A 23,095-nucleotide genomic window follows, 5' to 3' on the forward strand; every position below is an offset into this window, starting at 1 on the left:
AACCCACGGGTATACATAAGAACGAACTAAAAAAGGAATCGCTTCTTCTCAATGATTTTCTTGATTTTCTTCTGTCCGTACCATGACTTGACATTGTTTTTCAGATCGATCAAATCGAGGTCCACCTGAAAGTATACGGCTTTTGTTCCATCAGCTTCATCGAGAATATTGGAAATATACCCCTTCATCATGAAGTCGGCTCCAATTTCCTGCCCTGGCCCCTTCTGGGTATCTTCTCGTGAATGCACGGCTTGGTCGCGCCGCTCTTCACGAATTTCATCTCGTTCGCTCTTTGCGGCGACAAACGTCACTCGTTGTGAGTTGGTCATCTCCCGCTCCAGGTCCGTGATAAACGTCTGGACATTAATATGTTCATTACTCTTATTCAATACAGAGCCAACAATCACCACGGGTTGTCGTCCATGCGCTCGACTGAAATTCTCGAGCCATGGGCGTGAAACCATTTCTTTGATCATGGTTTCTGCGACCATCCGAGAATCCGTGTCATTCCACCGTCCACTGAAGTCGGTCACGAGTCCCGTATCAACGCGTGTGACTTTTTTTTCAGATCCACAACCAACAAGCGAGAAGAACATGAGCAGCGTGAGCGCAAATATTCCATTCCGAATAACATAAGTCGTTCGCGATGGGTGAGTGGTCATCATCATAGGATTCAGAGATTCGCCTTTACTGAATAGTGTTTCACGAGAAAAGCTCTTTAACGCTTGGCTTCTTCTTGTTCTAATTTCTTGAACAGTCGTTCGGCATTTTCCTTGACATATTCTTTCACTTCGTGGCTTAACTCTCTGGCTTCTTGTAAGGCTTCTTGCATATCTTTAAATGAAAGCTTTGTTAAGACATGATAGCTGTTGGTGTCATCATCTTTATAGCGATCAATTGGGCGTACCCCATTTAATGTCACTGTGGTCACAGTTTTAATGGCGCGTTCAATATTTTGTTCTTCTGCTGTTTTCGTGAAATCTCCAGCCGTTGTCGACGCGGTGTAATCCTCCATTAAATACCCGGTATAGGTTTCAAACGTTTTGGCCAGTTCCGCGCGCGATCGATTTTCAGCCGCTTCCCAAGCCAAAGGCTCATTATTGACCCCCACGATAGAACCGACTCCATAAATAGACTTGGCGCCTTCGTTGTTAAAAGCCCCTGAGCCTTCTTTTACCCAGTTCGGAGGCCCACCACATGCAGTCAAGACACTGATGAAAAGAAGGCTGAAACTGAGCCGCAGCCATGGTCGTTGCACATGTTGTCGTGAGATGTTCATCGTGCGGTTATGCTGGTGAATGAATGACGAATGAGCGATTGTTTGAAACGTGGACACATGACGTAAATTCGCGTCTCACTTAAGAAAAATGCTATCATCCACTTCGAACCCTGTCAAGAAAACCGGCAAGGCTGGCCAGCATGGAATAATTCGAGACACTGATTGCGCTTATTAAGGGCGAATGAATAAAGGAGATAGCTTGTGGCCGATGTGAAAATTGAAGATGGCATGATTAAAATAGCTGACCTGACAATTCAAGATCCCAATTCCGCGAAGGTTTTAGCCGAGTATCCAGAAAATCGATGGACGGAAATCACGCGTCGTGCCTTGAAAATTGGACTAGGATATATGAAAGGGGGCGCTGACGATTAAATGCGCGTACAAACACACGACTCTTCCTTCCTGTGTCGTGTTATGTCCTCTTGATTTTTCTAGACAACACGATACCCATTTCATAAAATCATAGAGACGCACGGACTATGAAGCGATTCTGAAGGATACGACTATCCTCGTGAGCCCCATACGTTTCTGAGAACCTCAGCAACACAATTCATTCTTCACATGCCCACACTCACTGAAGCCGATCAGCAAGATCTCAACGCCAAGGGTATCACGTGTGAAACGATTGAACGGCAGCTTGAAACCTTTCGGAAGGGCATTCCCTACACTGTTCTGAATCGACCCTGCACGCTCAACGACGGTATTATACGATTCAATTCTCAAGAGCGAGACGCCTATGCTCAGCACTTTGAAGACGTGGCGTTGTCAGGACGCGTCACGAAATTTGTCCCGGCTTCAGGTGCAGCAAGTCGAATGTTTAAAGCTTTGCTGACTACCCTTGAAGAACACCAAGACGAAGGTTCACACACATCACTGCACGATCTTCTTTCTCAGACAAAGAATGCCAAGGCGCTTGGCGAATTCTTTCAGCAATTAGACGCCTTCGCGTTTCATGACGATCTACAGACTCAACTTTCGGCGCAAGGGATTACGGCTACTGATCAGCAATGGAAAGCCGTATTGCAGACTCTGCTTTTTGCTCCCGGCTTAAATTACGCCAATCTCCCCAAAGGTCTGTTGAAATTTCATCGCTACACCGATCATGTTCGCACACCCATCGAAGAGCACATCGTTGAAGGATGTGCGTATGTGAAAGATACCTCTGGAACAGTGCGAATTCATTTCACCGTTTCACCAGATCATGAACAGCTCGTCCTCGAACATGTCGCGGACATACGACGTCGAGTTGAAAACCAGAATGTGAAGCTCGATATCACATTTTCCCATCAACATGCATCGACGGATATCATTGCCGTAGATCGTGAGAATCGTCCGTTTCGAGATTCAACAGGCACACTCGTGTTTCGCCCTGGTGGTCATGGCGCACTCATTCATAATCTTCACGATCTTCACGGCGATATCGTCTTCATCAAAAATATTGACAATGTGGTCCCGCAACGGCTTGTCGATCTATCCAATCATTATAAGAAAGCGTTGGGTGGATATCTCGTTACGATTCAACGCCGACTGTTTCACTATGTCCAAGCATTGTCACAAGACGTGCTTGATGAAAAATATTTTCATGAAATTGTCGCCTTCGCTGAACATACATTCGGCATTGCGATGTCAGAAAAAGTGAAATCGCAGTCCTTCGGCTACCAACAACAATTGTTGTTCGAACAATTGAATCGACCGATTCGAGTCTGTGGGATGGTTCCAAATACTGGCGAGCCAGGCGGTGGTCCGTTTTGGGTGACGCACGACGATGGCTCACAGTCATTGCAAATCGTGGAATCATCGCAAGTCGATCCGCACTCACACGATCAGCAAGCAATCTTAAAAACATCGACACACTTTAATCCGGTCGATTTAGTCTGTGGGGTTCGAGACTACCGAGGGCAGCCGTTCGACTTACCTACCTTCTCAAATCCTGAGGCTGGATTTATTTCCATGAAATCTCATCAAGGACGAGATCTGAAAGCGCTCGAATTGCCTGGGCTCTGGAATGGCGCAATGGCCAATTGGAATACACTCTTTGTAGAAATTCCGATGAGTACGTTTAATCCAGTTAAAACGGTTTTGGACCTTCTCCGTCCGGAACATCAATCGACCTAACCCTTGCGTAGGTGCAAGCAACCTCAGCATAATGCATCTCGAGAGCGCATAACGTCACCGCCAATTATTCATAGTCTCTTGTGTCGATTCGCTGAGCATAACAAGGAGTGATCTGATGGAACAGAATATTGAAACGCTGCAAAAGTCCGGTCGTGTGATTCAGCCACCGGCGGAGCTTAAAGCCCAAGCTTATATTCAGGATTACGAAGAGGCGTATAAACAATCGATCGAAGATTCGGAGAAATTCTGGGAAGATGTCGCAAAAGAACTGCACTGGTTTTCCCCATGGAATACAGTGTTGGAGTGGAACTATCCTTGGGCTAAGTGGTTTGTGGACGGTACGTGTAATATTTCCTATAACTGCCTTGATCGTCATGTGCAGTCTTGGCGCAAGAATAAAGTCGCCGTAATCTGGGTGAGTGAGGAAGGCGAAGAGCGGATTTTCACCTATGCGGAACTCTATCGACAGGTCAATAAATGTGCCAACGCACTGAAAGCCTTAGGGCTTTCGAAGGGTGACCGAGTCACTATTTACCTCCCCAAAATTCCAGAACAAATTGTCGCAATGTTAGCCTGTGCACGGATTGGCCTCATCCATTCTGTTGTCTATTCAGGGTTCAGCGCCAAAGCCCTGCAAGCACGTATTCAAGATGCTGAATCCAAGTTGGTGATCACCGCAGATGTCGGATACGACCGATCAAAAACCATTCCGCTGAAGCCGGTGGTCGATGAAGCAGTGAAGAATTGTCCAACAGTCGAAAAGGTCGTCGTCGTCCAACGTGAGAAAAATGGGCCTGCCTTGAATTCAGAGAAAGAAATCGACTGGATCGACTGGCTGAAAGAGCAATCCACGAATTGTGAGGCTCTGCCGTTAGATTCCGAAACACCGCTCTATATTCTCTATACCTCCGGCACAACTGGCAAGCCCAAAGGTGTCGTGCACGTGCATGGCGGGTATATGGTGGGAACCTATATCACAACAAAGTATGTCTTCGATCTGAAGGATGACGATGTCTACTTTTGCGTGGCTGATCCTGGATGGGTCACTGGCCATAGCTATATTGTCTATGGCCCATTGCTCAATGGCGGTACGATACTGACGGCAGAAGGCAAACCGGATTATCCAGACCCAGGACGCTGGTGGGACTTAATTGAACGTTATGGGGTCTCCATTTTTTATACCACTCCAACAGCTGTGCGATTACTCATGAAGTTTGGTGAAGAATGGCCTGGCAAGTATGATCTTTCATCATTGCGAGTCTTGGGCTCTGTTGGCGAACCCATTAATCCCGAAGCGTGGGAATGGTTTTACCGCGTGACTGGCAGCAATAAGCCCATTATGGATACATGGTGGCAAACAGAGACTGGCAGTATTCTTGTGACTCCCCTGCCCTGCGTCGCGCTGAAACCCGGGTCGGCCACTCGTCCATTTTTAGGGATTGAAGCCGATGTCGTTGATCGTGATGGAAAGAGCATCGACCATGGAGGAGGATTTGCTGTCATCAAAAAACCATGGCCTTCAATGATGCGGACCATCTATAACGATCCCGATCGCTATCTCCTGTATTGGAACACGATTCCGGGGTGCTATACCGCAGGTGATGTCTGTCACAAAGACAAGGATGGCTATCTCTGGTTTATGGGACGTGCGGATGATGTCGTGAAAGTGGCAGGAAACCGAATTGGTACCGCAGAAGTCGAAAGCGCGTTAGTGAGTCATGATGCGGTTGTGGAAGCCGCCGTCATTGGAAAACCGCATAAGACCGCGGGTGAAATGATAAAAGCCTTTGTTATTCTGAAGGAAGGACAAAAGGAAACTCCAGACTTGATTCAACATCTTCAAGATCATGTGTTGAGTGAGCTTGGGAAAATTGCTGTTCCCAAAGAAGTTGAAATCGTCACATCTTTACCCAAGACCCGTTCAGGGAAAATCATGCGACGGGTCCTCAAAGCCAAAGAACTGGGACAAGATCCCGGTGATATTTCCACGCTTGAGGAATAGACCTTCTAGATATATCAACCGTATACAATTGAATCCGCAAGCCTATTCATCCTCTCGTCTTCAATCTGGAGACGAGAGATTATATCAAAATACTATAGCCGTCCTTTTATCTCTCGCCCACTTCAGGCAACAAACCTATAATCAGTATCTTAGGTTGAGTGGCGGATGTTGAGGAAAAGCTTCAAGCATGCTCGACATCGTCCTCTACCAACCAGAAATTCCACCCAATACTGGGAATATTATTCGCCTATGCGCAAACACGGGATTCCCTCTACATCTCATTCGTCCGTTAGGGTTTCGCTGGGGGGATAAAGGCGCAAAGCGAGCAGGCTTGGACTATCATGAATTGGCCAATGTCGAAATCCATGTCAATCTCGAAGCCTATGTACAAGCACGAACACCTTCCCGTGTCTTTGGCATCACCACCAAGGGCACCCACCCCTATCACAATGTGGCCTTTCAACCTGGAGATGCCCTTCTCTTTGGTCCCGAAACCCGAGGCCTACCGCAAGAAGTCTTAACCTCGCTTCCGGAAACCCAATGCTTACGCATTCCCATGAAACCCGGTTCCCGTAGTTTGAACCTCAGCAATGCCGTAGCCGTCATCGTCTATGAAGCCTGGCGCCAACATCAGTTCCCTGAATCGAGATAATTCCGTTCAGCACAAACCTATTTTCGCTTCCTTCTGAAAAAGTCATCGTGTGTTCGTGACAGTATCTTAAAAACCAGGATTATTTTAGGTTACTGGTCAGGTAAGCCGAGCCGCACAAAGAGTTTTTGGCGCTCGCGCAAATAAAAAATACATTGTATGCACGGATTCATTTGGGGTCAGGCATGACATTTTGCATAAACAGAGTGAGAATTCCGTTTGTACTACATAATTGCGCTTTCATTACAAAACTATTATGAGTCAAAAGAAGTGATGAGAGAAGGGTGACTTTTTAGAATCTGCTATTCTTTTGTTCGACACTACCAGATAAACTCTCTGTTTCTCCTCACCGAAACAGGTCAGAAGACGCAATGTCATCTTGAGTCACACGAAAGACTTCTCTCTGTCATATTAGCGTATCGCCTCTGACTCAGAACTTTCGTCATTGACTCAAGATGACATCAGCATTGCTTGCTCGTGTCCTCAGAACAATGCCTATGTATAACGATCTGAAATAGTGAAATTCAGATTTCCTCAATTATCTGGTTTCATTGTGTTCGGTTCAACACCGTCATAAATTCTTCTTTCAGCTTCTCATCATTAAGAATGGCCTTAAATATCGTGTTGTAATCCTCTATGCTGAGTCCATGATCTTGAACGGCTTGATTCATCTTTTCATTTGCTTCTTCTTGTAGTGCTTGTGTCTTAGCCGGGTCACCGGCTTCGACAATTTGCTCTTTATACGACGCATTGATTTCTGAAACCTGCTTATAGGCACCAGCAAAGGGCTCCAGTTTCTCTCCCGCTAATTGCTCTGGTGCGGGTTGAGACTCCACCGGTTGCGCACTGATCGTGCCAAGCGGTAACAGGACCAGTAAGCTGCTGACTAGTAAGAATCTAGTCCATGATTGGCCTTTGCGTATCTGATTCATAACGCTCCTCCCTTATTCGAGGGGATACATAAATTAATAATGTGCTGCTCTGTTGATAGACTGCTGGGAACCCATCGGATGAGACCAGGTCATCGTTGAGCAGAATCACACCGTGATTTTTTTAGTAAAATTATGGAACGCAAAAGCCGGGCCAGATTCATTTCGCACATTTCCACAGTCATGTGTGATGCATCGTAACTGTTGATGGGAGCGAATAAATTCTCTCTTGAGACGTTTCCCCAAGAGGCCAGTTCTCTATTTTACTGACGTAGGGAATACCATACGTATATCGTGCCAAACCTACAGGTCACACGAGGAGCAAAGGTCAGTCGAGCGAAGAGTTATTTTGTAAATCAATATGTTATCCAGAGATTTTTGGAGGAATCTTGATTAGGCATGCATCATGCTCTGTTATTACTTAGGAGGGTCATTTTAAGGACTACCTGTACGAAACCTCTTTCACTTTTCATACTTTTACAAAAGAGCTAGGACTGTATGAATTCATCTCACAATATTTTCATGAATGCGCAATCCCATAAGGACGTCAAGGATCTTTCCCCTCTTTTGTTGCTGGTTGAAAGCAATCGAGCTGTCGCAACCATGCTTCATGAAACATTCGCCGCGTGGGGCTATCACGTATGGGTTGTCGATAACGGACAGGAAGGCCTTGATGTTGTTTCAAGGCACGCTGTCGATGTCATTCTATTAGATATGCATACACCAGTGATGGATGGGCGAACGATGCTTGATGAATTACGGTGGGCTGGCTATCACATGCCAGTTTGGGTCATGTCAGGTGGGTCTGATATTCATATGCTTCGGCAACTGCTCCAGGAAGGGGCGCAAGGATTTCTTGTGAAACCCTTTCACTCTCACACGCTGCAAGAGGCATGTGCTGAAATTTTTTATCGTGTGGGTCGTCATAAAAAATGCAACGCCGATCACTCTTCCACAGCCATGAACGCGACCAGAGCTCAGCAACATTCCTCATAAGCATATATTGAAAAAGCTCTCATCTGTTTAGATTGTGTTGCTTCCCCCTATACAATATTCTGAGATACCCTAAAGGTTTTGCCTCGATCTGCCGATAGAGCTAAGGCAGGGTGCGACCTATATTTCTGGCCGTCGTGGACGGATCTAGGCACGACGCCGAAGGCTGGGACCCCTTCGTTAACTTCTGGTTTACCCACTAACATGTTCCTGCGATCCTCCACTGACTTGCGTGAGTGGCTTGGTTCGCGCATAACGGTGTCTATTCACTGATGAAGGAGTGCGTGTGACGAATTCTCGATGGTTTGTAGAAATGAGGCGGCGACTGAATGATGCAGGGGATGTGTGGTATCACATTGGCCTGGTGAGTGTGAGCGCCATGATCGCCATGTTATTACCGTATGTGGCTCAAGGGTTTTTGACGTATTGGGAGTTGATTGAAAGCGAGAAAGTCTATCTTGTTTCAGTCGAAATCACTGTGGCCATTACATTGATTATACTCTTGAATTTCTTGGGACAAAATCTGCGTGATTCCCAATTAGCCAGATCGGCTCGTGGGGCCGGCTTGGTTCATGTCTTTCCGGGTGGACGGCGAGTCTCCCCAGCCCGTATTACCTCGCTTATTAAAGATCATGGATTCCCTCGCCATGTAATGATCATTGGTTCAACGGGTAACACCTTTGTCGACCCAGCAGGTGACCTTCATCCCGTGCTCAAGCATTGCCTGGAAGCGAAAATTCTTCTTCTGAATCCAAGCAGTGCGAATGCGCGCGCACGTGCGAGATCGATCTTACACCCTGAGATCACACTCGAAAGTTTGATGGCGCAGACGAAAGCCAGTATTGATTTCCTGAAACTCCTTCGTGCCACGCAAAAAAATGTGAGAGTGAAGTTTTATTCTGATGACCCCAATGTCAAACTGGCTATTCTTGGCGATAATATCTGGCTGCAGCATTATCATACTAATCTGGATATTCAATGCATGCCTATGTACGCATTTCAATATAATCCCAAAGAACACGGATTATATACAATTTTTTATCAGCACTTCGTCGAAAAATGGGAACATGTGGAAACTCCGGAATATGACTTAGAAACCGATGATCTCGTCTATCGTTGGGGTGATGGGACGGAAAAGCGTCGCATCCCATTTTCCTGGGACGAAGCCTCGCAAATTATAGAGTCCCAGGTCGCGCCGGAAACCGCTTCTTCTCAACATGATATTGAATTGCTGACTGTTCCGGTTTCTGCAATGTAGGACGCCACCGAATCCTGAGGTTGTTCATGACGACCTCAGGAACACCTCTCTCCCCTGCGTGTTCCCGAACTGCTTTCTTGTTTGATGCATTGCATACAAGATCCCGTCACCTTTCTCCCGACCAGACAACATATCCTTAGCAAGTCTCATGACGTGTTCTTGGTTCAGTCGACTGACTATAGCCGTTCCAATTTACTTTCGTCTGTACGACGTGTGTTGTTGCGCTGTGTACATGATGTACATTCGGTTGGAAGTTATTTGGTTTCGCTATAGCCTATGTCAGGCTATATGCACTAAGACGAAGTGATAGCACGAGAGTTAAGACCGAAGGAGATGGCGTGAGCGCTTTGATCGTAGGGTTGAACAGTATTCAATGGTGAAAACATTTTGCACCAGGTGCTCTCGCATTCATGAATCACGGTAACAATGACAGTCACGAGATGATTCGATAACACGGCATATAGTGTTCTTGATCAATTTTCATACGATGTTGTTTAATGAAGGACTGTAGGAGTTCATCCATGAGTTTCATAATCGCTGAATCCCCATGAATCGTAAATGGCCCATGCGTTTCAATGGCTGTCAGTGCTTTTGGCTTGACGTTCCCGGCAACGAAGCCTGAAAACGCCCGACGTAAGTTTGCCGCTAACATATGCGGCGGTTGGTCAGCCGAGAGATCTAATTGTTCCATAGACGCATGCGTGGGGGTAAATGGTTTTTGAAATTCATGGTCGATAGTGAGATGCCAGTTGAAGTAGAAGGCATCTCGTGTTTGCTTACGAAACTCCCTCACTTGTTGTACCCCTTTCTTTATTTCTGACACTCCACGTCGTGGATCGTCGATGACGATATGATAGCGTTGTGCGGCTTCCGCACCTAACGTCTTTTTGATAAACGCATCAATCGTTTGGAAATATGCCTGACTTTCTTTCGGGCCGGTAAATATCAGTGGGAAAGGAACCTCGGCATTATCTGGATGAAGCAATACACCTAGAAGGTAGAGAATTTCTTCAAACGTTCCCACCCCGCCGGGAAAGACGATAAAGCCATGCCCAACGCGAATAAATGCTTCAAGACGTTTTTCGATATCTGGAAGAATGACAAGTTCATTCACAATAGGATTGGGAGCTTCGGCCGCAATAATCCCTGGCTCCGTTAACCCTAAATACCGCCCATTTTTAATGCGTTGTTTGGCATGAGCAATGGCCGCCCCTTTCATGGGGCCCTTCATCGCACCTGGTCCACAGCCGGTACAGATATCCATAGAGCGTAACCCGAGCTCATGCCCAACCTCTTTGGTATATCGATACTCCACCTCGTTGATCGAATGGCCTCCCCAGCACACGACCAAATGCGGATCTTCAACAGAGTGAATGATTTCTGCATTGCGTAGAATATGAAAGATGGCGTTCGTGATCCCATTAGAGGTCATTAAATCGAATTTAGCATTATGCTGAATTTCATTGTGCACGTAGATGATGTCGCGTAACACGGAAAATAAATGTTCCTTGATCCCTTGAATGATTTCCCCATCGACAAATGCGCTGGATGGAGCGTGACTCAGTTCCAGTTTCACGCCGCGATCCCGTTGCTCTAAGCGAATATCAAAGTCTTGATAGCGTGAGAAAAATGCTTTGGTATCATCCGTTTCATTCCCACATGTCAACACCGCTAACGCACTATTTCTGAACAGCTTATGAAGTCCGCCTTGGCTGGCATCACAGAGTTTTTCCACTTCATGCTGTGAGAGCATATGCATCGACGTATCTGGAGTAATACTGGCAGAGACTCCTCGGCTTAAAGCGAGAGATGGCACATTCGTATCATTCATAGGGCTATTCATGGGTGAACATCCATTAGGTTATTCAATATTGATCTGTCGGACCATGTCGCGTGTATTGCCGGCCGAGATATTCGCGGCACAATTCTGAATGAACACCTCTCTCTCGCCCCGCAGTGCGGTGATGGAGACCTTGCGTTCTGTTACTCTAGTTGTGCTCCTCATACGATACTTCACTTTCCTCTCTAATTGAAGAGGGAAAGTTCACTACATGAGAAGAGAGATCCTCTTCAATCGTATGAGCAAACCGCATGACTTACAGCTCATGTGATTCAATCTCGTTCTGCATTTCAGGACTGCCCCTACCCAAATGGGGTATAGCCCTGCCCCTCGTCATCACATTATTCTGGCTTTAACGACTTCGGATCAGTCAGTTCCTGGCACAGTCTATTTCACGAACACATGGCTGGCAGGTATCCATTCATTCTATAGAACACGAGGCACGAATGTTCGATTGTCTAAAATTTTCTTGCGCTTTTGGGATGATCCTCCTGCTATTCTCATGCACGAATGCCCATGATGTCTCAATCCCAGACGCTACTCGAACGGCATCTGAAGATTCGACGTTTCAGCAGTTGAAGACTGAAGGACGATTATTAGGACTGGAGCAAAAGTTTTTTCAAGCGATTGAGAAACTGGATGTAGCGTCGACGTTACGACCAGACGATGCGCATGTTCATCTCATGCTTGGCGAAGCGTATTACCATGTGGGCAATCGACGCGAAAGTTTATCCCACCTCGAACGATCTCGAGCATTGGCTCCCAATAACTATCAAATTGAAAGCTGGCTGGGCACGGTTCATATGGGCATGGGACACTTGGGCGAAGCAGAATTCGCATATACAAACGTCTTAACCGTGAAGCCAAACGACTACAATGCCCTCGTCTATATGGGCTATATCGCATTTCAGAAAAAAGACTATCGTTCCTGTCATCAATTTTTTCAACGGTACAAGGAATTGGTTGAGGTCATCGACCCGGCAAGACTCACTGAACAGGAGAAACGTCGCTATCAACAAGCGACTGAGTACCATCAAGCGTGTGATATCAGCTGGCGCTACGAAGCTCGAAAACTACAGCAGTCCCTGTAACCGAAAATCTCATCATGGCCAGGCTCATCGACGCTGTGGCCTGGGCAAGCCTTCGCAGCATTCACATGAGGTACAGATTACCTCATAACATTGAACAACACCCCATAACACAATCGGAACGATCACGATAAATGTCGTGATGACGAGAAACAGGCGAAGCAGTGGGCGGTCGCGAAGCATGATAATCGGGTGTGACTTAGATGAGTCCGCGTTTCTGCAGATAGTCGCGATCAATGACAGGAGATGAGCGTGTAGAAATTTTTCCGGTTGATTGAAGCAGGCGTTCAACATACTTTCCGATCATATCTGTCTCAAGATTGACGGAGTCGCCAACTTGTCGTAATCCCATCGTTGTGACGGTCGCCGTATGTGGAATAATCGTGATAGCAAAGGCCGCATCTGACACCTCATTGATTGTCAGGCTGATGCCGTCAACCGTGATTGATCCTTTTTTAACACAATATCGAGCAATCGATTCTGGAACCTCAATGGTAAATTGAATCGCATTTCCGTCTTGCTCGCGCCGGCGAATCGCGCCAATTCCATCAACATGGCCGGTGACCAGATGTCCTCCAATACGTTCGTTGAGTTTCATGGCACGCTCAAGATTCACCGGAGTCCCAACACTGGTTGATCCGAGCGTGGTGAGATTCAACGTTTCAGTTGAGACGTCCACCGCAAAGTCCTGCTCTCCAAATTCTGTCACCGTCAGACAGGCCCCTGACACACTCACGCTTTCTCCAATATGTATGTCTTCAAGAATGGTTGACGCGAGTATCGACAGACGAGTCCCATGCAACCCTTTTTGCACGGACTTGACTGCGCCCATTTCTTCAACAATACCGCTAAACATTATTCTCTTGTCAGTATGTCGTGAGTCTTCCCATATTGGAAAGACCGACAGGTTACTCTTTATCTTTGCTTAAAAATACCATTTTTACAACTACGACAAACACCACAATCATCACCACCACACCGATCGCGGCAATGACTCCCACAATAATATCGCCCGTTCCGACCCCTTCTTTCATCAACCCTGGCCCCTTCTCATTCTCTGGGATACTGGTCGGTACTATATCATGGCTCGTCGCCTGTTCCCTACCATGATCATACCGAATATTCCCGCGGTTATAAACTGGAAAATGCCAATGACGGCGAACCCTCCGCTATAGCCGATGCTTGCAATGAGGACGCCTGCGATGACGGGACCACTCGCATGTCCAATATCCATAATTGTTCCCCGCATTCCCATTCCTGCTCCAAGAGAGGCGTGGTGAGAAAGGTCAGCAATCAAGGCGGTCGACGAAGACGTAATCACGGCTTCGCCAAGTCCAAACATGGCGGAAACAAGCAAGAGATACACCATGGTATCCAGCTGTGGAATAAGTACGAGCATGGTTCCACACAGACACAACCCCATCACGATAAGGGGTTGCCGTCCGATACGATCCGAGACCTTCCCCATGACAGGTTTTGCTAACAATGACGTCAAGGCTTGAATACCAAATAAGACACCGACCTGTGCGGCATTGAGTCCAATTGAAAGACCATAGAGAGGAAGAAACGCCATTAACGTGCCATTAGCCATCATTTTCGAGGCTTCCGTAAGACTCGTGGTGAGGATGCCTCGATGCTTCACAATATCCTGCATGCCCTGTCGTACTTCAGACGCCAGATTTCGATTCGTCCGTTTGAGTCGAGGGGCAGGGATGACTGAGCGCGGCATACATAAAAACAACACAAGACTCAACGTACCAAAGATACCTGCGATAAGAAATGTTGATGAAAAGCCTACGGCATAGACGAGGATGCCTCCTAACAGGGGGCCAAGTAAGCCTCCACCCTGAGCGGCTGCGGTGTACCAACCCATGGCTTCCCCGCGTCGCTCTGCATACATTTGCGCAACCATTGCTAACGCCAGTGGAGTAAACAGCGCGGTAGCTAACCCATGGGCAAGACGAAGTATGCCTACAATCGTGACATCGGAAATCAATGGATAGACAAATGGTGGAAGCGCAAAGGCCAGTAAGCCACCGACCATAAATTTGCGCCTATCGAGCAAGTCAGACATGACGCCGACTGGCAATTTCAAAAAGACCCCAGTGACGGTTGAAAGGGCAACGAGAATGCCAATGGTGACAGGAGTCGCGCCCAAAGAACCTGCAAAGAGGGCCAATGCGGGGCGACGCACCAGGTCGTAACTGACAAATGCAAAGAAGGCGACTGAACAGAGAAGCGCAAATGTCCGAGGAGGACTCATACCATACCAATATTGCTGTAGGAAGAGATGAATTGATGAGACGACGATGGTTGCGGGCAACCTATCATTCAAAATTTCATGCTGTCAATTACTCGCCAGCGAAATGCGTCAGGAGAATTCGCCTGATGATTCCTCAAAGTCCGATTACTGAATAATTGCAATCATCCGCTCTAATCATTGACTTTCAACTGTTTAGCCGGTCCAATAGACCACTGATACATATCGTCGATGTTTATCAATAGCCACCCAATTGACAGAGACTGGTCCTTGACACATGACAAAATGTAGGGTCAGTTATCTCATGCTACGAATCCATTCTTATCTCCTTGGACTGTCCTGCCCAACGTCACATTCGTATATTCAAGCAAAAAAGACAATCAATGCTGAGTTATGACGATGAATAAGCGTGTCACCGAAGAAATTATCTTATTGATAGCTGTGTTCAAATGGTTGCTTCTCGCGACCGGCGTTGGACTGTTGGTTGGCTTATCCACGACGTTTTTTTTGAAAGCGTTACAGATCATGCTGACAGAGACCGCACGTATTCCGTATAGCCTGTTTCTTCTGCCGTTCGGGCTAAGTATTTCCGCCTGGATAACGAGTTCACTGGCACCCGAAGCTGGCGGGCAAGGCGTTGAACGTGTCATCCAAGCCGTCCATCTTCGATCTGGACGCATCCAGTCTCAAGTCATTCCGGCAAAGCTCATTGCCACGCTCCTGACGATTGGAACGGGGGGATCAGCCGGCAATGTCGGTCCCTGTGCGCAAATTGGCGGTGCCGTAGCGTCATGGGCTGCAGAGATGTTTCGATTTTCAGATGCCGACCGAAAAACACTCGTGATTTGCGGTATTAGTGCAGGATTTGCTTCTGTTCTTGGGACACCAATTGCTGGAGCATTTTTCGGAGTCGAAGCGCTCTTTGTTGGAGCACTTGCCTACCATGTCCTGTTACCTTCGGTGATTGCGGCTGTTGTTGGACATCAAGTGACGCTTTTTTTCGGTATTTCTTTTTGGACGACTTCTGTCGAAGCCGTTACACTCTTTTCCTCCTCGTTTTTTCTCTGGGCCATACTCGCGGGTATATGTTTTGGGCTGTGTGCGTTGCTCCTCATTGAGGCAATCAATCTTGGAAAGCGTACCGCATTCTACACCCCCCTCCCCCGTCCTGTTTTAGCATTTCTTGGTGGTTTGGCCCTCCTAGGAATTGCGTCAATTTCCTCAATGAGTGCCTTAGGACTCGGGGACCGTGTCATTCAAGATGTGCTCGCAGGGAACGACGTCCTCTGGTATTTATTTTTATTGAAAATTGTTCTCACGAGCATCACATTAAATTTTGGTGGAAGTGGAGGCGTGATTTTACCCATTTGCTTTGTGGGTGCGACAGCCGGCTCTGTATTCGGACACATATTTTCTCTGGACTCTGGCGTATTTGCGGCTCTCGGTATTGCCGGTCTCTTGGCTGGTGCAGTCAATACCCCTATCACTGCAGTGCTTTTGTCACTTGAGGTATTTGGAATAGAAATTGGGGTATGCGCAATGGTGTGTTGTGTGATTAGCTTTTTGATTTCAGGGCACAGAAGCGCGATTCCGACTCAACTCCTTCAGCTCCATAAAGCCCCTGGTATTCGTGCAGATTTGAATCAAGAAGTGAGTGAAACACAATTTTTCGTTGATGAATGGGAGGTTCGTGTCAAGGTCGTGCGTGAACGCATAAAAAATCGCTTCATTATTCTGAAAAATCGATCAAAGCCGAACTCGTAGGTTTGAGCAAGGGATCGTAATCAAGAGAGTATTTCTTTCGTTGAGTTGACAATATTCACTGATAAGGGGATGGAAAGACAGGATAGGAATTGCCGCGGGTTAGCGGTCGGAAATCGCTTCTTTTTCTGATTCAAAGATAGGAACGAGTTCTTGAAGTTTTAATTCATCAAGAAACGTCGCCACCAAGCCTTTGGGTTGAACCCATGTCATTCGTCGTTTTAACCCGGTAAATTGCATATAGGCCGTAACAAGGAATCCCAACCCTGCACTATCAATAAAGGTCAATCCAGCCAGATTGATAATCAGATGCTCTGATTCATTCAAACAACACTGATTCATAATGGCCTTAAAATGCCACCGTGCATTAATATCCAGACGACCGTGAAGGTCTACAACCGTCGCCCCTTTGACTCCTCGTACAATGACATCAACCATTTTTTTTGCCTCTAAAGAAATGTATCGGTTCCCAATTACTCGGCCTTAAAGATACATTCTTTGCAGCTTTCAGCATCTGCTGTTCCTTCTTCTTCGTTCTTCATTTTTTCCAAAAAATCTTTGTATAAACACTCAGCTATAGCCGTTCCAATTTACTTCCGTCTGTACGACGTGCGTTTTTGCCCATGTACATGATGTACATTCGGGTGGAAGTTACTTGGTTTCGCTATAGCAGTGAAACCATTGAACATATTATTGAACGGCTCTCTTTTATCTTCCAAGCAAATCTTGCTACAATAAATCGTCCTTCATGCCACCAGCTATTCATCCAGTCGATTTAGTAGACGTTCTTCGCAGAAAGCATCTGACTCCTGCGATTGTCTTTTTAACCTCCCGTCGTGCGTGCGACGATGCCATTACCGCATTTGAGCGCAGCACCACACACCTCCCTCCAGAACGAACTCACACGATTGCCACATTTCTTGAGCAACTCTCCGTCGAATATCCCAGCATTACCGGACATCCACTCATGTCGACGGTCGCTCGGTGCGGCGTAGCTGCACACCATGCTGGACACCTTCCGTCATGGAAAATCGCCATAGAAGAACTGATGCGAAAAGGGTATTTGGATGCCGTTTTTGCCACGACGACCTTAGCGGCCGGGGTCGACTTTCCAGCACGCACCGTCGTGATTACGCAATCGAGCATTCGGAAAGCACGAGACTTTTCCGATCTCACTATTGGCGAAATTCAACAACTTGCAGGACGAGGAGGACGCAGAGGGAAAGATTTGGTTGGGTTTGTCGTGATCACGCCATCCCCCTACATAGACCTTCAGGTCTTAGGGAAAGGCCTGACAGGGTATCCGGAACCAATAGAAAGTCAGTTTGTTATTTCATATCCTATGGTCCTCAATCTATTGAAGGCCCATCCCCTTGCCCATATCGAAGGCATTTTGGCTAAAAGTTTTGCGCAATTTCAGTTAAACCGGAGAGCGGAAGTTCATCAAAACCATCTCGATACGATCCATGAAGAGATGCAGCCATATGGTCCACGAGTGTGTACGGATTGGATCACCCAATGGCAGATCTATGATCAAGCCAAACGGAGGAAGACATCCCGCCGTCCGGTCATGCAACAAGATTCTCCCGCCACATCCGCACAACTGCCGTTTCTCACTCCGGGGCGAGTCATCAATGTCGCCAAAGGCTTCGCCGTGATTCTTCGACAATACCGCAGTCGTGGACAACGACATCCGATGCTCTCTATCCTGCGTGCAAAAGGCACGATCACAGAGTGTCCGATGGTCATGGTGAGTCAACTGTATGACCATGTGCTCGAATTCAAACCGCTACGGGTGTTTCCCTGGTGTACCGCCAACTCCCTTTCTCGGCTTGCTCAGGAACTCAATGCCCTTCCCGTTGGTCTCCCCGTCTTACCCATATTGGTTGAGAACGAACAGGACGAGGACACACAACTGATGGCCGTCCTTACTGATGAATTCTCATGTCCAACGTGCTCTTCGTATGCCGCATGCCGCAAAGATCACGCAACGGCATTACGTCTTCGTCAAAAAGAAAAAGGACTGACGAAGACTATTCAAGCGCTGAGGACAGGGCTTTGGCATCGATTTCAAGAAAAGAGTGATGTGTTACATCATTTTGGCTATTTAACTGCCACGTCTGAATTAACTTCTGAAGGTGAATGGGCTCGACTTATTCGAATCGATCATTCTCTTCTCATCACCGAACTCATACGCATGGAAGCCTTCGCGGCCATTGAGCCTGCTCTTTTGGCTGCGATAATGGCCGGCATTGCGCATGACGATGATCGACCTGGAACGTTTCTTCGAATGAGTTCTGGCCTCAACACGATGCTTCACCACGTCCGCGCTGTGGCAAATTCCCTGGCCTCCTATGAAGAGCCTCCACTTCTTCGGACCGATGTCGCGGCATTAACCGATGAGTGGGTTCGTAACCCGGAACTCAAATGGGTAACCCTTGTACGTATGACTGCCATGGCTGAGGGTGATGTGTATCGACTGTTTGCCAGAACCATTGAGTTTCTTTCTCAATTGCAGACGCTCAAGGCGTCACACCCAAGTTTAGCCGAGACAGCCAACACTGCCATTACGACAATGCGACGAGAAGTACTCGAAGAGCTTCCCTAAGAGGTGGTATCCATGACGAATGATGAACTCATTGGGATTCTTGAATCGCTTCCACTTCGACATCTTCACCACCTTGCTCGTGGACGAATCCACCGCCAATTTCGTCTTGGTAAACAACGGTTAATTAAGGTGTTGCTCTCACTCCCTTCGGAATCCCGTGCAATCTTAGAAGCTGATGTGTTGCGTCAACAGACTCAGATGGCTGTGCGACCATCATTGTCCACACCACCTCTTGTCAGTGAAAAAAAGAAGAGGCCGCCTCAAAAGCCAAAGGCGAAGCATACGGTTTCGCCTTTGCCGCCAGCGGTCACAGTCCCTCAATTGCTCGATGGTCTTGGTGTACCTCCAAAACGAAACTTTCATCCAGACCCGTGGCAACAAGAGGCGGTTGCACAGCTTGCCACGACGGATGTCATCGTGAGCGTACCAACTGGGAGTGGGAAGACGTTTGTGGCGATCGAAGCCACAAAAGACGCACTGGCGAAGGAACGGACGGTGATCTACACCTCTCCGCTCAAAGCCCTTTCAAACACCAAGTACATGGAGTTTTCTCAACTCTTTGGTGCAGAGCACGTTGGGATTCTTACCGGAGATCGACGAGACAATGCGCAAGCTCCTCTCTTGATCATGACCACCGAAATTTTACGGAATTTGCTCTATGATGCTGCCAGTGGCGAAGTTGATGTACGGCTCAATACGCTCGGATTGGTTATTTTAGATGAATCACAATATCTTGCTGACCCGGAACGCGGAGTGGTGTGGGAAGAAACAATTATATTTTGTCCAACGCAAGCCAGACTCCTGCTACTCTCTGCCTCAATCGGCAATCCTCAAGATTTAGCGGCATGGCTAACAAGTATACGACCCGTGCCATGTCATCTCATTCATCATCAAAATCGATCTGTTCCCCTTCGTGGTGGGTATCTCCACCCGAGTGGGATGTTTAGCCCCTTATTCCGTACCCGTGATATTGCCAAAGGACAAGGGTATACCCTTCACCCAGAAACGAAACGATTGGCCAGTCAGTATGAAGAGGAAACTTCTGGGCATCGAAATCGACGGTAATTGATCGTTGGGCAAAGATCACACTCTTGTTGCAAAACTACAACACTCGAAAACTTTCCAAGTATATGGAAATGTATTTTATTTATATATTTCAATATGTTATATTAATTTTCCCCATAGGCACTTGTTTTGCGTAGTAATGAAGAGCAATCGTTTGTGCTCTTGGTAATTTCAGAAGATTTCTTGAAAAGTAAATAGTATTGGACTCGATATACAGAATGAATACACGAATTAGACAATGCATAGTTGGACTGTTTTTGCTCTTCCTCCTGTCAGGTTGCCAAAGCCTGCAACCTACGGAAAAAAGCGAACTCAGTCTCCAAGACTCAGAATTTATGAGTCTGTGGACTCTATACAATGACTGCGTTGTCGACGGGAACCCTCTTCAAATGCAGGAGTATGTTGATCAATTATCAGAAGCACCTGGACCGATCACCATTCACCATTCCCCTATTCCTTTACCAAAATTTCTGAAGAATTGGACTTCGGCTCGAAGCTCTCGACTTTCAGTTGATCCAAGAGCAATGGCCGTTTCCTGTGCACTCCAAGCCGGGCAAACGGCATGGGAATCAGGCAGCTACCTGCTTGCGCAAGACTTGTTGCAGTCTGTTATTGACGGGTACCCAGAGCCAGAATACGCCTATTATGTTGCTGAAGCCAAATCTGCTATCAGCCAAATTCCAACATTCCGCAGCGTCTCCCTTACCGAGTAATATTCTCTCTCGTCTCTTCGACGATCTAAGCCTCATCTCCACACACGACAGTTATGATTTTTCTCAACTCAAGTTGGGTCTGTTGAAAAAAGCCGCCAGCGGCGTTCTCGCCATTTTGCCGTGCTCACGTATAACCAGTACGCTCCGCGCGTCAAAATGACTGTGGCCTTGCTGGACGGACTTTTTTGAACCGACCCGAGGCTTCTGGCATCCAACACGTGCTCGAGGAATATTGCAGCTCGATATCAGCATTATTCAACACTCTCAAGTTTGCCATCCGAGCCGGTGCATACGACTCTCAAGCCGATGTGTCGTCCTTCCTGAGACCGCATATCTCACAAGTATGGAAAAATCGTGCGTACCTAAAAATTAGAGAAGAACTTTTCCGCGAGGCTTTTGCGGTTTTTCAGGCTGGCAGATATCACATTGGCACAAACGTCGTAATGTCGAATAGGAATAGATTCCTGTATCATGGCCATCACTCCATTTAAACCGAAGTGCGTAGCGTCCAACCGCTTCAATATCCTGAACCATAATGAGGAGAGGGACTGAGTCTGGTTGGAGCCGTAGTTCCCCTGTCCATTCATCCACACATGCCGCACAAGGGCATTGCTGACGAAGATAGCGTACAGGGTAGACGCCGTGGTGGCCATCACTCCACTCAATACCCAAGACACCGTTTTCAAGCCAATTCATATCTTTTGGTTCGAGCGTCTCATTTGCCATCAGTGATACTCCTTGGAGAAACTTGAAAATCGATCGGAACGAGGAACATTTTGCGAATAGAGGTTCATCGAGGGGAGGGATTTTCCAACTACCACTTCTACGTATGCCTCAATCGTTTGCTTCACTTCCTGTCGAATTTGGCCACTGGCGCGAAGTCGAGTAACCTTATCAAACGGGAGTCGCCTGGCTTGCTGGATAAAAGCTATGCTACCGGGAGAAATCGAGAGCCCACGATCAAATGATCGTTCGCTACACGAAAAACACATCATGCCCCCTGACTGCGCAAAAAATCGCATTGTCGCAACGTCAGCCGATGTTCCACATTCGGTACAGTGGTGAATTTGCGGACGAAATCCCGTGATCCCGAGAATATGAATTTGCAACAATAGGGCGCATAATTCCGGATCATCCCCAGACTCGAGAGCCGATAACCCATCACTCAATGTCTGAAAGACGGCATGATTTGGATCTCGATCGGGTGTGACGGCTTGAATGAAGTTCACAATTCTTGCTGCCGCAGTCATCAACTGTAGGCTCTCACGAAGTTTCTCGAAGGACCCAGCGATATCCACCTGACTAATTCGTGCAAGCGATTCGACGTTTTTTTCAAACAGCGTCAGATCCACGAGTCGAAAAGGCTCAAGTGCACTCCCAAACCGACTTTTCATTCTTCGAGCGCCTCGTGCAATTCCACGTACCTTGCCGACCTGTTCTGTATAAAACGTCACAATTCTATCAGCCTCTCCCCAACGCTGGCTTTTAATCACGATGGCTTTGGTCTTGTAGAGTGGCATATGAAAATTTTGCTAAATTGGAAATCAATACGTCAAAATACATCCTTTGACTACTCCATTCCTAGCAAGACCGCTCTCAATAGCCCAGTTCAAGGAGAAGGTTTTCATTGTCTCGCCAGTCTTCGCGAACTTTGACCCATAATTCCAAGTGCACTTTAATCCCAAATGTTTTTTGCATATCCAGTCGAGCTTCAGTTCCAATCGTTTTTAACCGTTGTCCCTGCTTTCCAATAATAATCGGTTTTTGAGAGGATTTTTCGACAAATATCGTGGCTCGCACATGAGCACGCGAATCCTCTTCGATAAATTCATCGAGCAGCACGGCAACCGCATATGGGAGTTCCGCATGAGTATGATGCAGGACTTTTTCACGAATCATTTCGGCGGCCATTTGACGCATCGATTGATCAGTCAAAAAATCATCCTGATACAACTGTTCTTCTCCATCCGGAAGATACGAGAGCGTCAGCTCAATCAGTCGATCAACATTTGTTCCTTGCTTCGCCGAAATTGGCACAATTTCTGACCAATCACGAATTTGTCGAAACTGTTCAATGAGTGGGAGTAAGCGTGCTCGTCCCACTTCATCGACTTTATTTAAGAGAAGAAAGATGCCTGCATACGACTGGGATTTGGTTGCGGCCTCAACTTGCTCCATGACGAATCGGTCCCCGGCTCCAGGCGGTTTGTTGGCATCCATCATCACATAGATCAGATCGGCATCAGGAAGCGTGTCCAATGTGGTTCTTACCATTTTCCGATTTAATTGGTGTTTGGGTTTATGAAGCCCGGGGGTATCCAATACCACAAGCTGCGCATTTGCGAAATGCCCGACACCAAGCACACGCGTTCTGGTCGTCTGTGGTTTATCTGAAATAATTGCAATTTTTTGCCGTACCAGCGCATTTAACAGCGTGGACTTTCCAACATTGGGTCGTCCGACAAGCACTAAAGATCCAAATTTCATAGTGTTCAATTGTACATCATTAGGAAAAAGTGTGCGCGTCACACAATT

At 47.1% G+C, this 23,095-nt stretch carries 22 protein-coding genes; 11 read left to right on the forward strand and 11 right to left on the reverse strand.

The features are described 5' to 3' along the window. Positions 1-26: 26 nt before the first annotated feature. Together ACWHX8_RS09315 and ACWHX8_RS09320 are read right to left on the reverse strand one after the other, a co-directional pair. On the reverse strand, positions 27-668 hold the full coding sequence (locus ACWHX8_RS09315; RefSeq protein WP_447971677.1) for a penicillin-binding protein activator LpoB: 642 nt from the start codon (positions 666-668) through the stop codon (positions 27-29). 50 nt (positions 669-718) lie between these two features. Further along, positions 719-1,279, reverse strand: a complete 561-nt coding sequence (locus tag ACWHX8_RS09320; protein ID WP_447971678.1) for a hypothetical protein — start codon at positions 1,277-1,279, stop codon at positions 719-721. 201 nt (positions 1,280-1,480) lie between these two features. Between ACWHX8_RS09320 and ACWHX8_RS09325 the strand changes: the two genes are divergently transcribed. The 4 genes from ACWHX8_RS09325 (at position 1,481) to trmL (ending at position 6,048) form a co-directional block, all read left to right on the forward strand. Beyond that, a complete protein-coding gene (locus tag ACWHX8_RS09325; RefSeq protein WP_447971679.1) occupies positions 1,481-1,651 on the forward strand; it encodes a hypothetical protein in 171 nt (56 codons plus the stop codon). 189 nt (positions 1,652-1,840) lie between these two features. Next, positions 1,841-3,394 (forward strand): DUF4301 family protein, encoded by a 1,554-nt coding sequence (locus tag ACWHX8_RS09330; RefSeq protein WP_447971680.1) that lies wholly within the window; start codon positions 1,841-1,843, stop codon positions 3,392-3,394. 115 nt (positions 3,395-3,509) lie between these two features. Further along, entirely contained in the window at positions 3,510-5,396 is a 1,887-nt protein-coding gene (acs, locus tag ACWHX8_RS09335; RefSeq protein ID WP_447971681.1) for an acetate--CoA ligase, read from the forward strand. 187 nt (positions 5,397-5,583) lie between these two features. After that, positions 5,584-6,048, forward strand: coding sequence for a tRNA (uridine(34)/cytosine(34)/5-carboxymethylaminomethyluridine(34)-2'-O)-methyltransferase TrmL (gene trmL / locus ACWHX8_RS09340; protein WP_447971682.1), 465 nt, complete (start codon positions 5,584-5,586; stop codon positions 6,046-6,048). A gap of 545 nt (positions 6,049-6,593) precedes the next feature. Here the strand turns inward: trmL and ACWHX8_RS09345 are convergent. Then, complete coding sequence (locus tag ACWHX8_RS09345; protein ID WP_447971683.1) at positions 6,594-6,977, reverse strand: DUF4168 domain-containing protein; 384 nt, start codon at positions 6,975-6,977, stop codon at positions 6,594-6,596. Positions 6,978-7,472: 495 nt separating this feature from the next. Here ACWHX8_RS09345 and ACWHX8_RS09350 point away from each other — a divergent pair, with 495 nt between their 5' ends. Both ACWHX8_RS09350 and ACWHX8_RS09355 read left to right on the forward strand, forming a co-directional pair. Beyond that, positions 7,473-7,970, forward strand: coding sequence for a response regulator (locus ACWHX8_RS09350; protein ID WP_447971684.1), 498 nt, complete (start codon positions 7,473-7,475; stop codon positions 7,968-7,970). 283 nt (positions 7,971-8,253) lie between these two features. Next, complete coding sequence (locus ACWHX8_RS09355; RefSeq protein WP_447971685.1) at positions 8,254-9,225, forward strand: hypothetical protein; 972 nt, start codon at positions 8,254-8,256, stop codon at positions 9,223-9,225. Between the two features lie 433 nt (positions 9,226-9,658). On the opposite strand, the gene ppnN is transcribed toward ACWHX8_RS09355, so the two are convergent. Beyond that, positions 9,659-11,068: a nucleotide 5'-monophosphate nucleosidase PpnN gene (ppnN, locus tag ACWHX8_RS09360; protein ID WP_447971686.1), complete on the reverse strand. Its 1,410-nt coding sequence runs from the start codon at positions 11,066-11,068 to the stop codon at positions 9,659-9,661. Between the two features lie 443 nt (positions 11,069-11,511). On the opposite strand from ppnN, the gene ACWHX8_RS09365 reads away from it, so the two are divergent. Continuing rightward, positions 11,512-12,156 (forward strand): tetratricopeptide repeat protein, encoded by a 645-nt coding sequence (locus ACWHX8_RS09365; protein WP_447971687.1) that lies wholly within the window; start codon positions 11,512-11,514, stop codon positions 12,154-12,156. 196 nt (positions 12,157-12,352) lie between these two features. Here the strand turns inward: ACWHX8_RS09365 and ACWHX8_RS09370 are convergent, their stop codons facing one another. From ACWHX8_RS09370 to ACWHX8_RS09380, 3 genes are read right to left on the reverse strand one after another with little or no spacing between them, the layout of a single operon-like run. Further along, positions 12,353-13,009, reverse strand: a complete 657-nt coding sequence (locus ACWHX8_RS09370; protein ID WP_447971688.1) for a riboflavin synthase — start codon at positions 13,007-13,009, stop codon at positions 12,353-12,355. 52 nt (positions 13,010-13,061) lie between these two features. Then, positions 13,062-13,187: a hypothetical protein gene (locus tag ACWHX8_RS09375; protein ID WP_447971689.1), complete on the reverse strand. Its 126-nt coding sequence runs from the start codon at positions 13,185-13,187 to the stop codon at positions 13,062-13,064. A 41-nt stretch (positions 13,188-13,228) separates the two neighbouring features. After that, entirely contained in the window at positions 13,229-14,416 is a 1,188-nt protein-coding gene (locus ACWHX8_RS09380) for an MFS transporter (protein ID WP_447971690.1), read from the reverse strand. 396 nt (positions 14,417-14,812) lie between these two features. On the opposite strand from ACWHX8_RS09380, the gene ACWHX8_RS09385 reads away from it, so the two are divergent. After that, positions 14,813-16,177, forward strand: a complete 1,365-nt coding sequence (locus ACWHX8_RS09385) for a chloride channel protein (RefSeq protein WP_447971691.1) — start codon at positions 14,813-14,815, stop codon at positions 16,175-16,177. A 99-nt stretch (positions 16,178-16,276) separates the two neighbouring features. Here the strand turns inward: ACWHX8_RS09385 and ACWHX8_RS09390 are convergent, their stop codons facing one another. Further along, entirely contained in the window at positions 16,277-16,612 is a 336-nt protein-coding gene (locus tag ACWHX8_RS09390) for an STAS domain-containing protein (protein WP_447971692.1), read from the reverse strand. Between the two features lie 310 nt (positions 16,613-16,922). On the opposite strand from ACWHX8_RS09390, the gene ACWHX8_RS09395 reads away from it, so the two are divergent. From ACWHX8_RS09395 to ACWHX8_RS09405, 3 genes are all read left to right on the forward strand, one after another. Next, positions 16,923-18,782, forward strand: coding sequence for a hypothetical protein (locus tag ACWHX8_RS09395; RefSeq protein WP_447971693.1), 1,860 nt, complete (start codon positions 16,923-16,925; stop codon positions 18,780-18,782). Between the two features lie 12 nt (positions 18,783-18,794). After that, positions 18,795-19,847, forward strand: a complete 1,053-nt coding sequence (locus ACWHX8_RS09400) for a DEAD/DEAH box helicase (protein WP_447971694.1) — start codon at positions 18,795-18,797, stop codon at positions 19,845-19,847. Between the two features lie 335 nt (positions 19,848-20,182). Further along, the gene (locus tag ACWHX8_RS09405; protein ID WP_447971695.1) at positions 20,183-20,560 is read left to right on the forward strand and encodes a hypothetical protein; all 378 of its coding nucleotides are present in this window, start codon (positions 20,183-20,185) and stop codon (positions 20,558-20,560) included. Positions 20,561-20,929: 369 nt separating this feature from the next. Here the strand turns inward: ACWHX8_RS09405 and ACWHX8_RS09410 are convergent, their stop codons facing one another. The 3 genes from ACWHX8_RS09410 to era form a co-directional block, all read right to left on the reverse strand. Continuing rightward, the gene (locus ACWHX8_RS09410; protein ID WP_447971696.1) at positions 20,930-21,286 is read right to left on the reverse strand and encodes a gamma-butyrobetaine hydroxylase-like domain-containing protein; all 357 of its coding nucleotides are present in this window, start codon (positions 21,284-21,286) and stop codon (positions 20,930-20,932) included. Then, positions 21,286-22,080, reverse strand: coding sequence for a DNA repair protein RecO (gene recO / locus ACWHX8_RS09415; RefSeq protein WP_447971697.1), 795 nt, complete (start codon positions 22,078-22,080; stop codon positions 21,286-21,288). Before recO ends, ACWHX8_RS09410 begins: the two co-directional genes overlap by 1 nt. Positions 22,081-22,156: 76 nt before the next feature. Then, positions 22,157-23,047, reverse strand: coding sequence for a GTPase Era (gene era, locus ACWHX8_RS09420; protein ID WP_447971698.1), 891 nt, complete (start codon positions 23,045-23,047; stop codon positions 22,157-22,159). Between the last annotated feature and the right edge of the window lie 48 nt (positions 23,048-23,095).

The sequence above is a fragment of the Nitrospira sp. M1 genome (assembly GCF_965152605.1).

What these genes read in the sequence shown, in the direction of transcription:
- ACWHX8_RS09315 (WP_447971677.1), bottom strand. Translation starts at nt 668, where the DNA reads ATGATGATGACCACTCACCCATCGCGAACGACTTATGTTATTCGGAAT.
- ACWHX8_RS09320 (WP_447971678.1), bottom strand. Translation starts at nt 1,279, where the DNA reads ATGAACATCTCACGACAACATGTGCAACGACCATGGCTGCGGCTCAGT.
- ACWHX8_RS09330 (WP_447971680.1), top strand. Translation starts at nt 1,841, where the DNA reads ATGCCCACACTCACTGAAGCCGATCAGCAAGATCTCAACGCCAAGGGT.
- acs (WP_447971681.1), top strand. Translation starts at nt 3,510, where the DNA reads ATGGAACAGAATATTGAAACGCTGCAAAAGTCCGGTCGTGTGATTCAG.
- trmL (WP_447971682.1), top strand. Translation starts at nt 5,584, where the DNA reads ATGCTCGACATCGTCCTCTACCAACCAGAAATTCCACCCAATACTGGG.
- ACWHX8_RS09345 (WP_447971683.1), bottom strand. Translation starts at nt 6,977, where the DNA reads ATGAATCAGATACGCAAAGGCCAATCATGGACTAGATTCTTACTAGTC.
- ACWHX8_RS09350 (WP_447971684.1), top strand. Translation starts at nt 7,473, where the DNA reads ATGAATTCATCTCACAATATTTTCATGAATGCGCAATCCCATAAGGAC.
- ppnN (WP_447971686.1), bottom strand. Translation starts at nt 11,068, where the DNA reads ATGAATAGCCCTATGAATGATACGAATGTGCCATCTCTCGCTTTAAGC.
- ACWHX8_RS09365 (WP_447971687.1), top strand. Translation starts at nt 11,512, where the DNA reads ATGTTCGATTGTCTAAAATTTTCTTGCGCTTTTGGGATGATCCTCCTG.
- ACWHX8_RS09370 (WP_447971688.1), bottom strand. Translation starts at nt 13,009, where the DNA reads ATGTTTAGCGGTATTGTTGAAGAAATGGGCGCAGTCAAGTCCGTGCAA.
- ACWHX8_RS09375 (WP_447971689.1), bottom strand. Translation starts at nt 13,187, where the DNA reads ATGAAAGAAGGGGTCGGAACGGGCGATATTATTGTGGGAGTCATTGCC.
- ACWHX8_RS09380 (WP_447971690.1), bottom strand. Translation starts at nt 14,416, where the DNA reads ATGAGTCCTCCTCGGACATTTGCGCTTCTCTGTTCAGTCGCCTTCTTT.
- ACWHX8_RS09385 (WP_447971691.1), top strand. Translation starts at nt 14,813, where the DNA reads ATGAATAAGCGTGTCACCGAAGAAATTATCTTATTGATAGCTGTGTTC.
- ACWHX8_RS09390 (WP_447971692.1), bottom strand. Translation starts at nt 16,612, where the DNA reads ATGGTTGATGTCATTGTACGAGGAGTCAAAGGGGCGACGGTTGTAGAC.
- ACWHX8_RS09395 (WP_447971693.1), top strand. Translation starts at nt 16,923, where the DNA reads ATGCCACCAGCTATTCATCCAGTCGATTTAGTAGACGTTCTTCGCAGA.
- ACWHX8_RS09400 (WP_447971694.1), top strand. Translation starts at nt 18,795, where the DNA reads ATGACGAATGATGAACTCATTGGGATTCTTGAATCGCTTCCACTTCGA.
- ACWHX8_RS09405 (WP_447971695.1), top strand. Translation starts at nt 20,183, where the DNA reads ATGAGTCTGTGGACTCTATACAATGACTGCGTTGTCGACGGGAACCCT.
- ACWHX8_RS09410 (WP_447971696.1), bottom strand. Translation starts at nt 21,286, where the DNA reads ATGGCAAATGAGACGCTCGAACCAAAAGATATGAATTGGCTTGAAAAC.
- recO (WP_447971697.1), bottom strand. Translation starts at nt 22,080, where the DNA reads ATGCCACTCTACAAGACCAAAGCCATCGTGATTAAAAGCCAGCGTTGG.
- era (WP_447971698.1), bottom strand. Translation starts at nt 23,047, where the DNA reads ATGAAATTTGGATCTTTAGTGCTTGTCGGACGACCCAATGTTGGAAAG.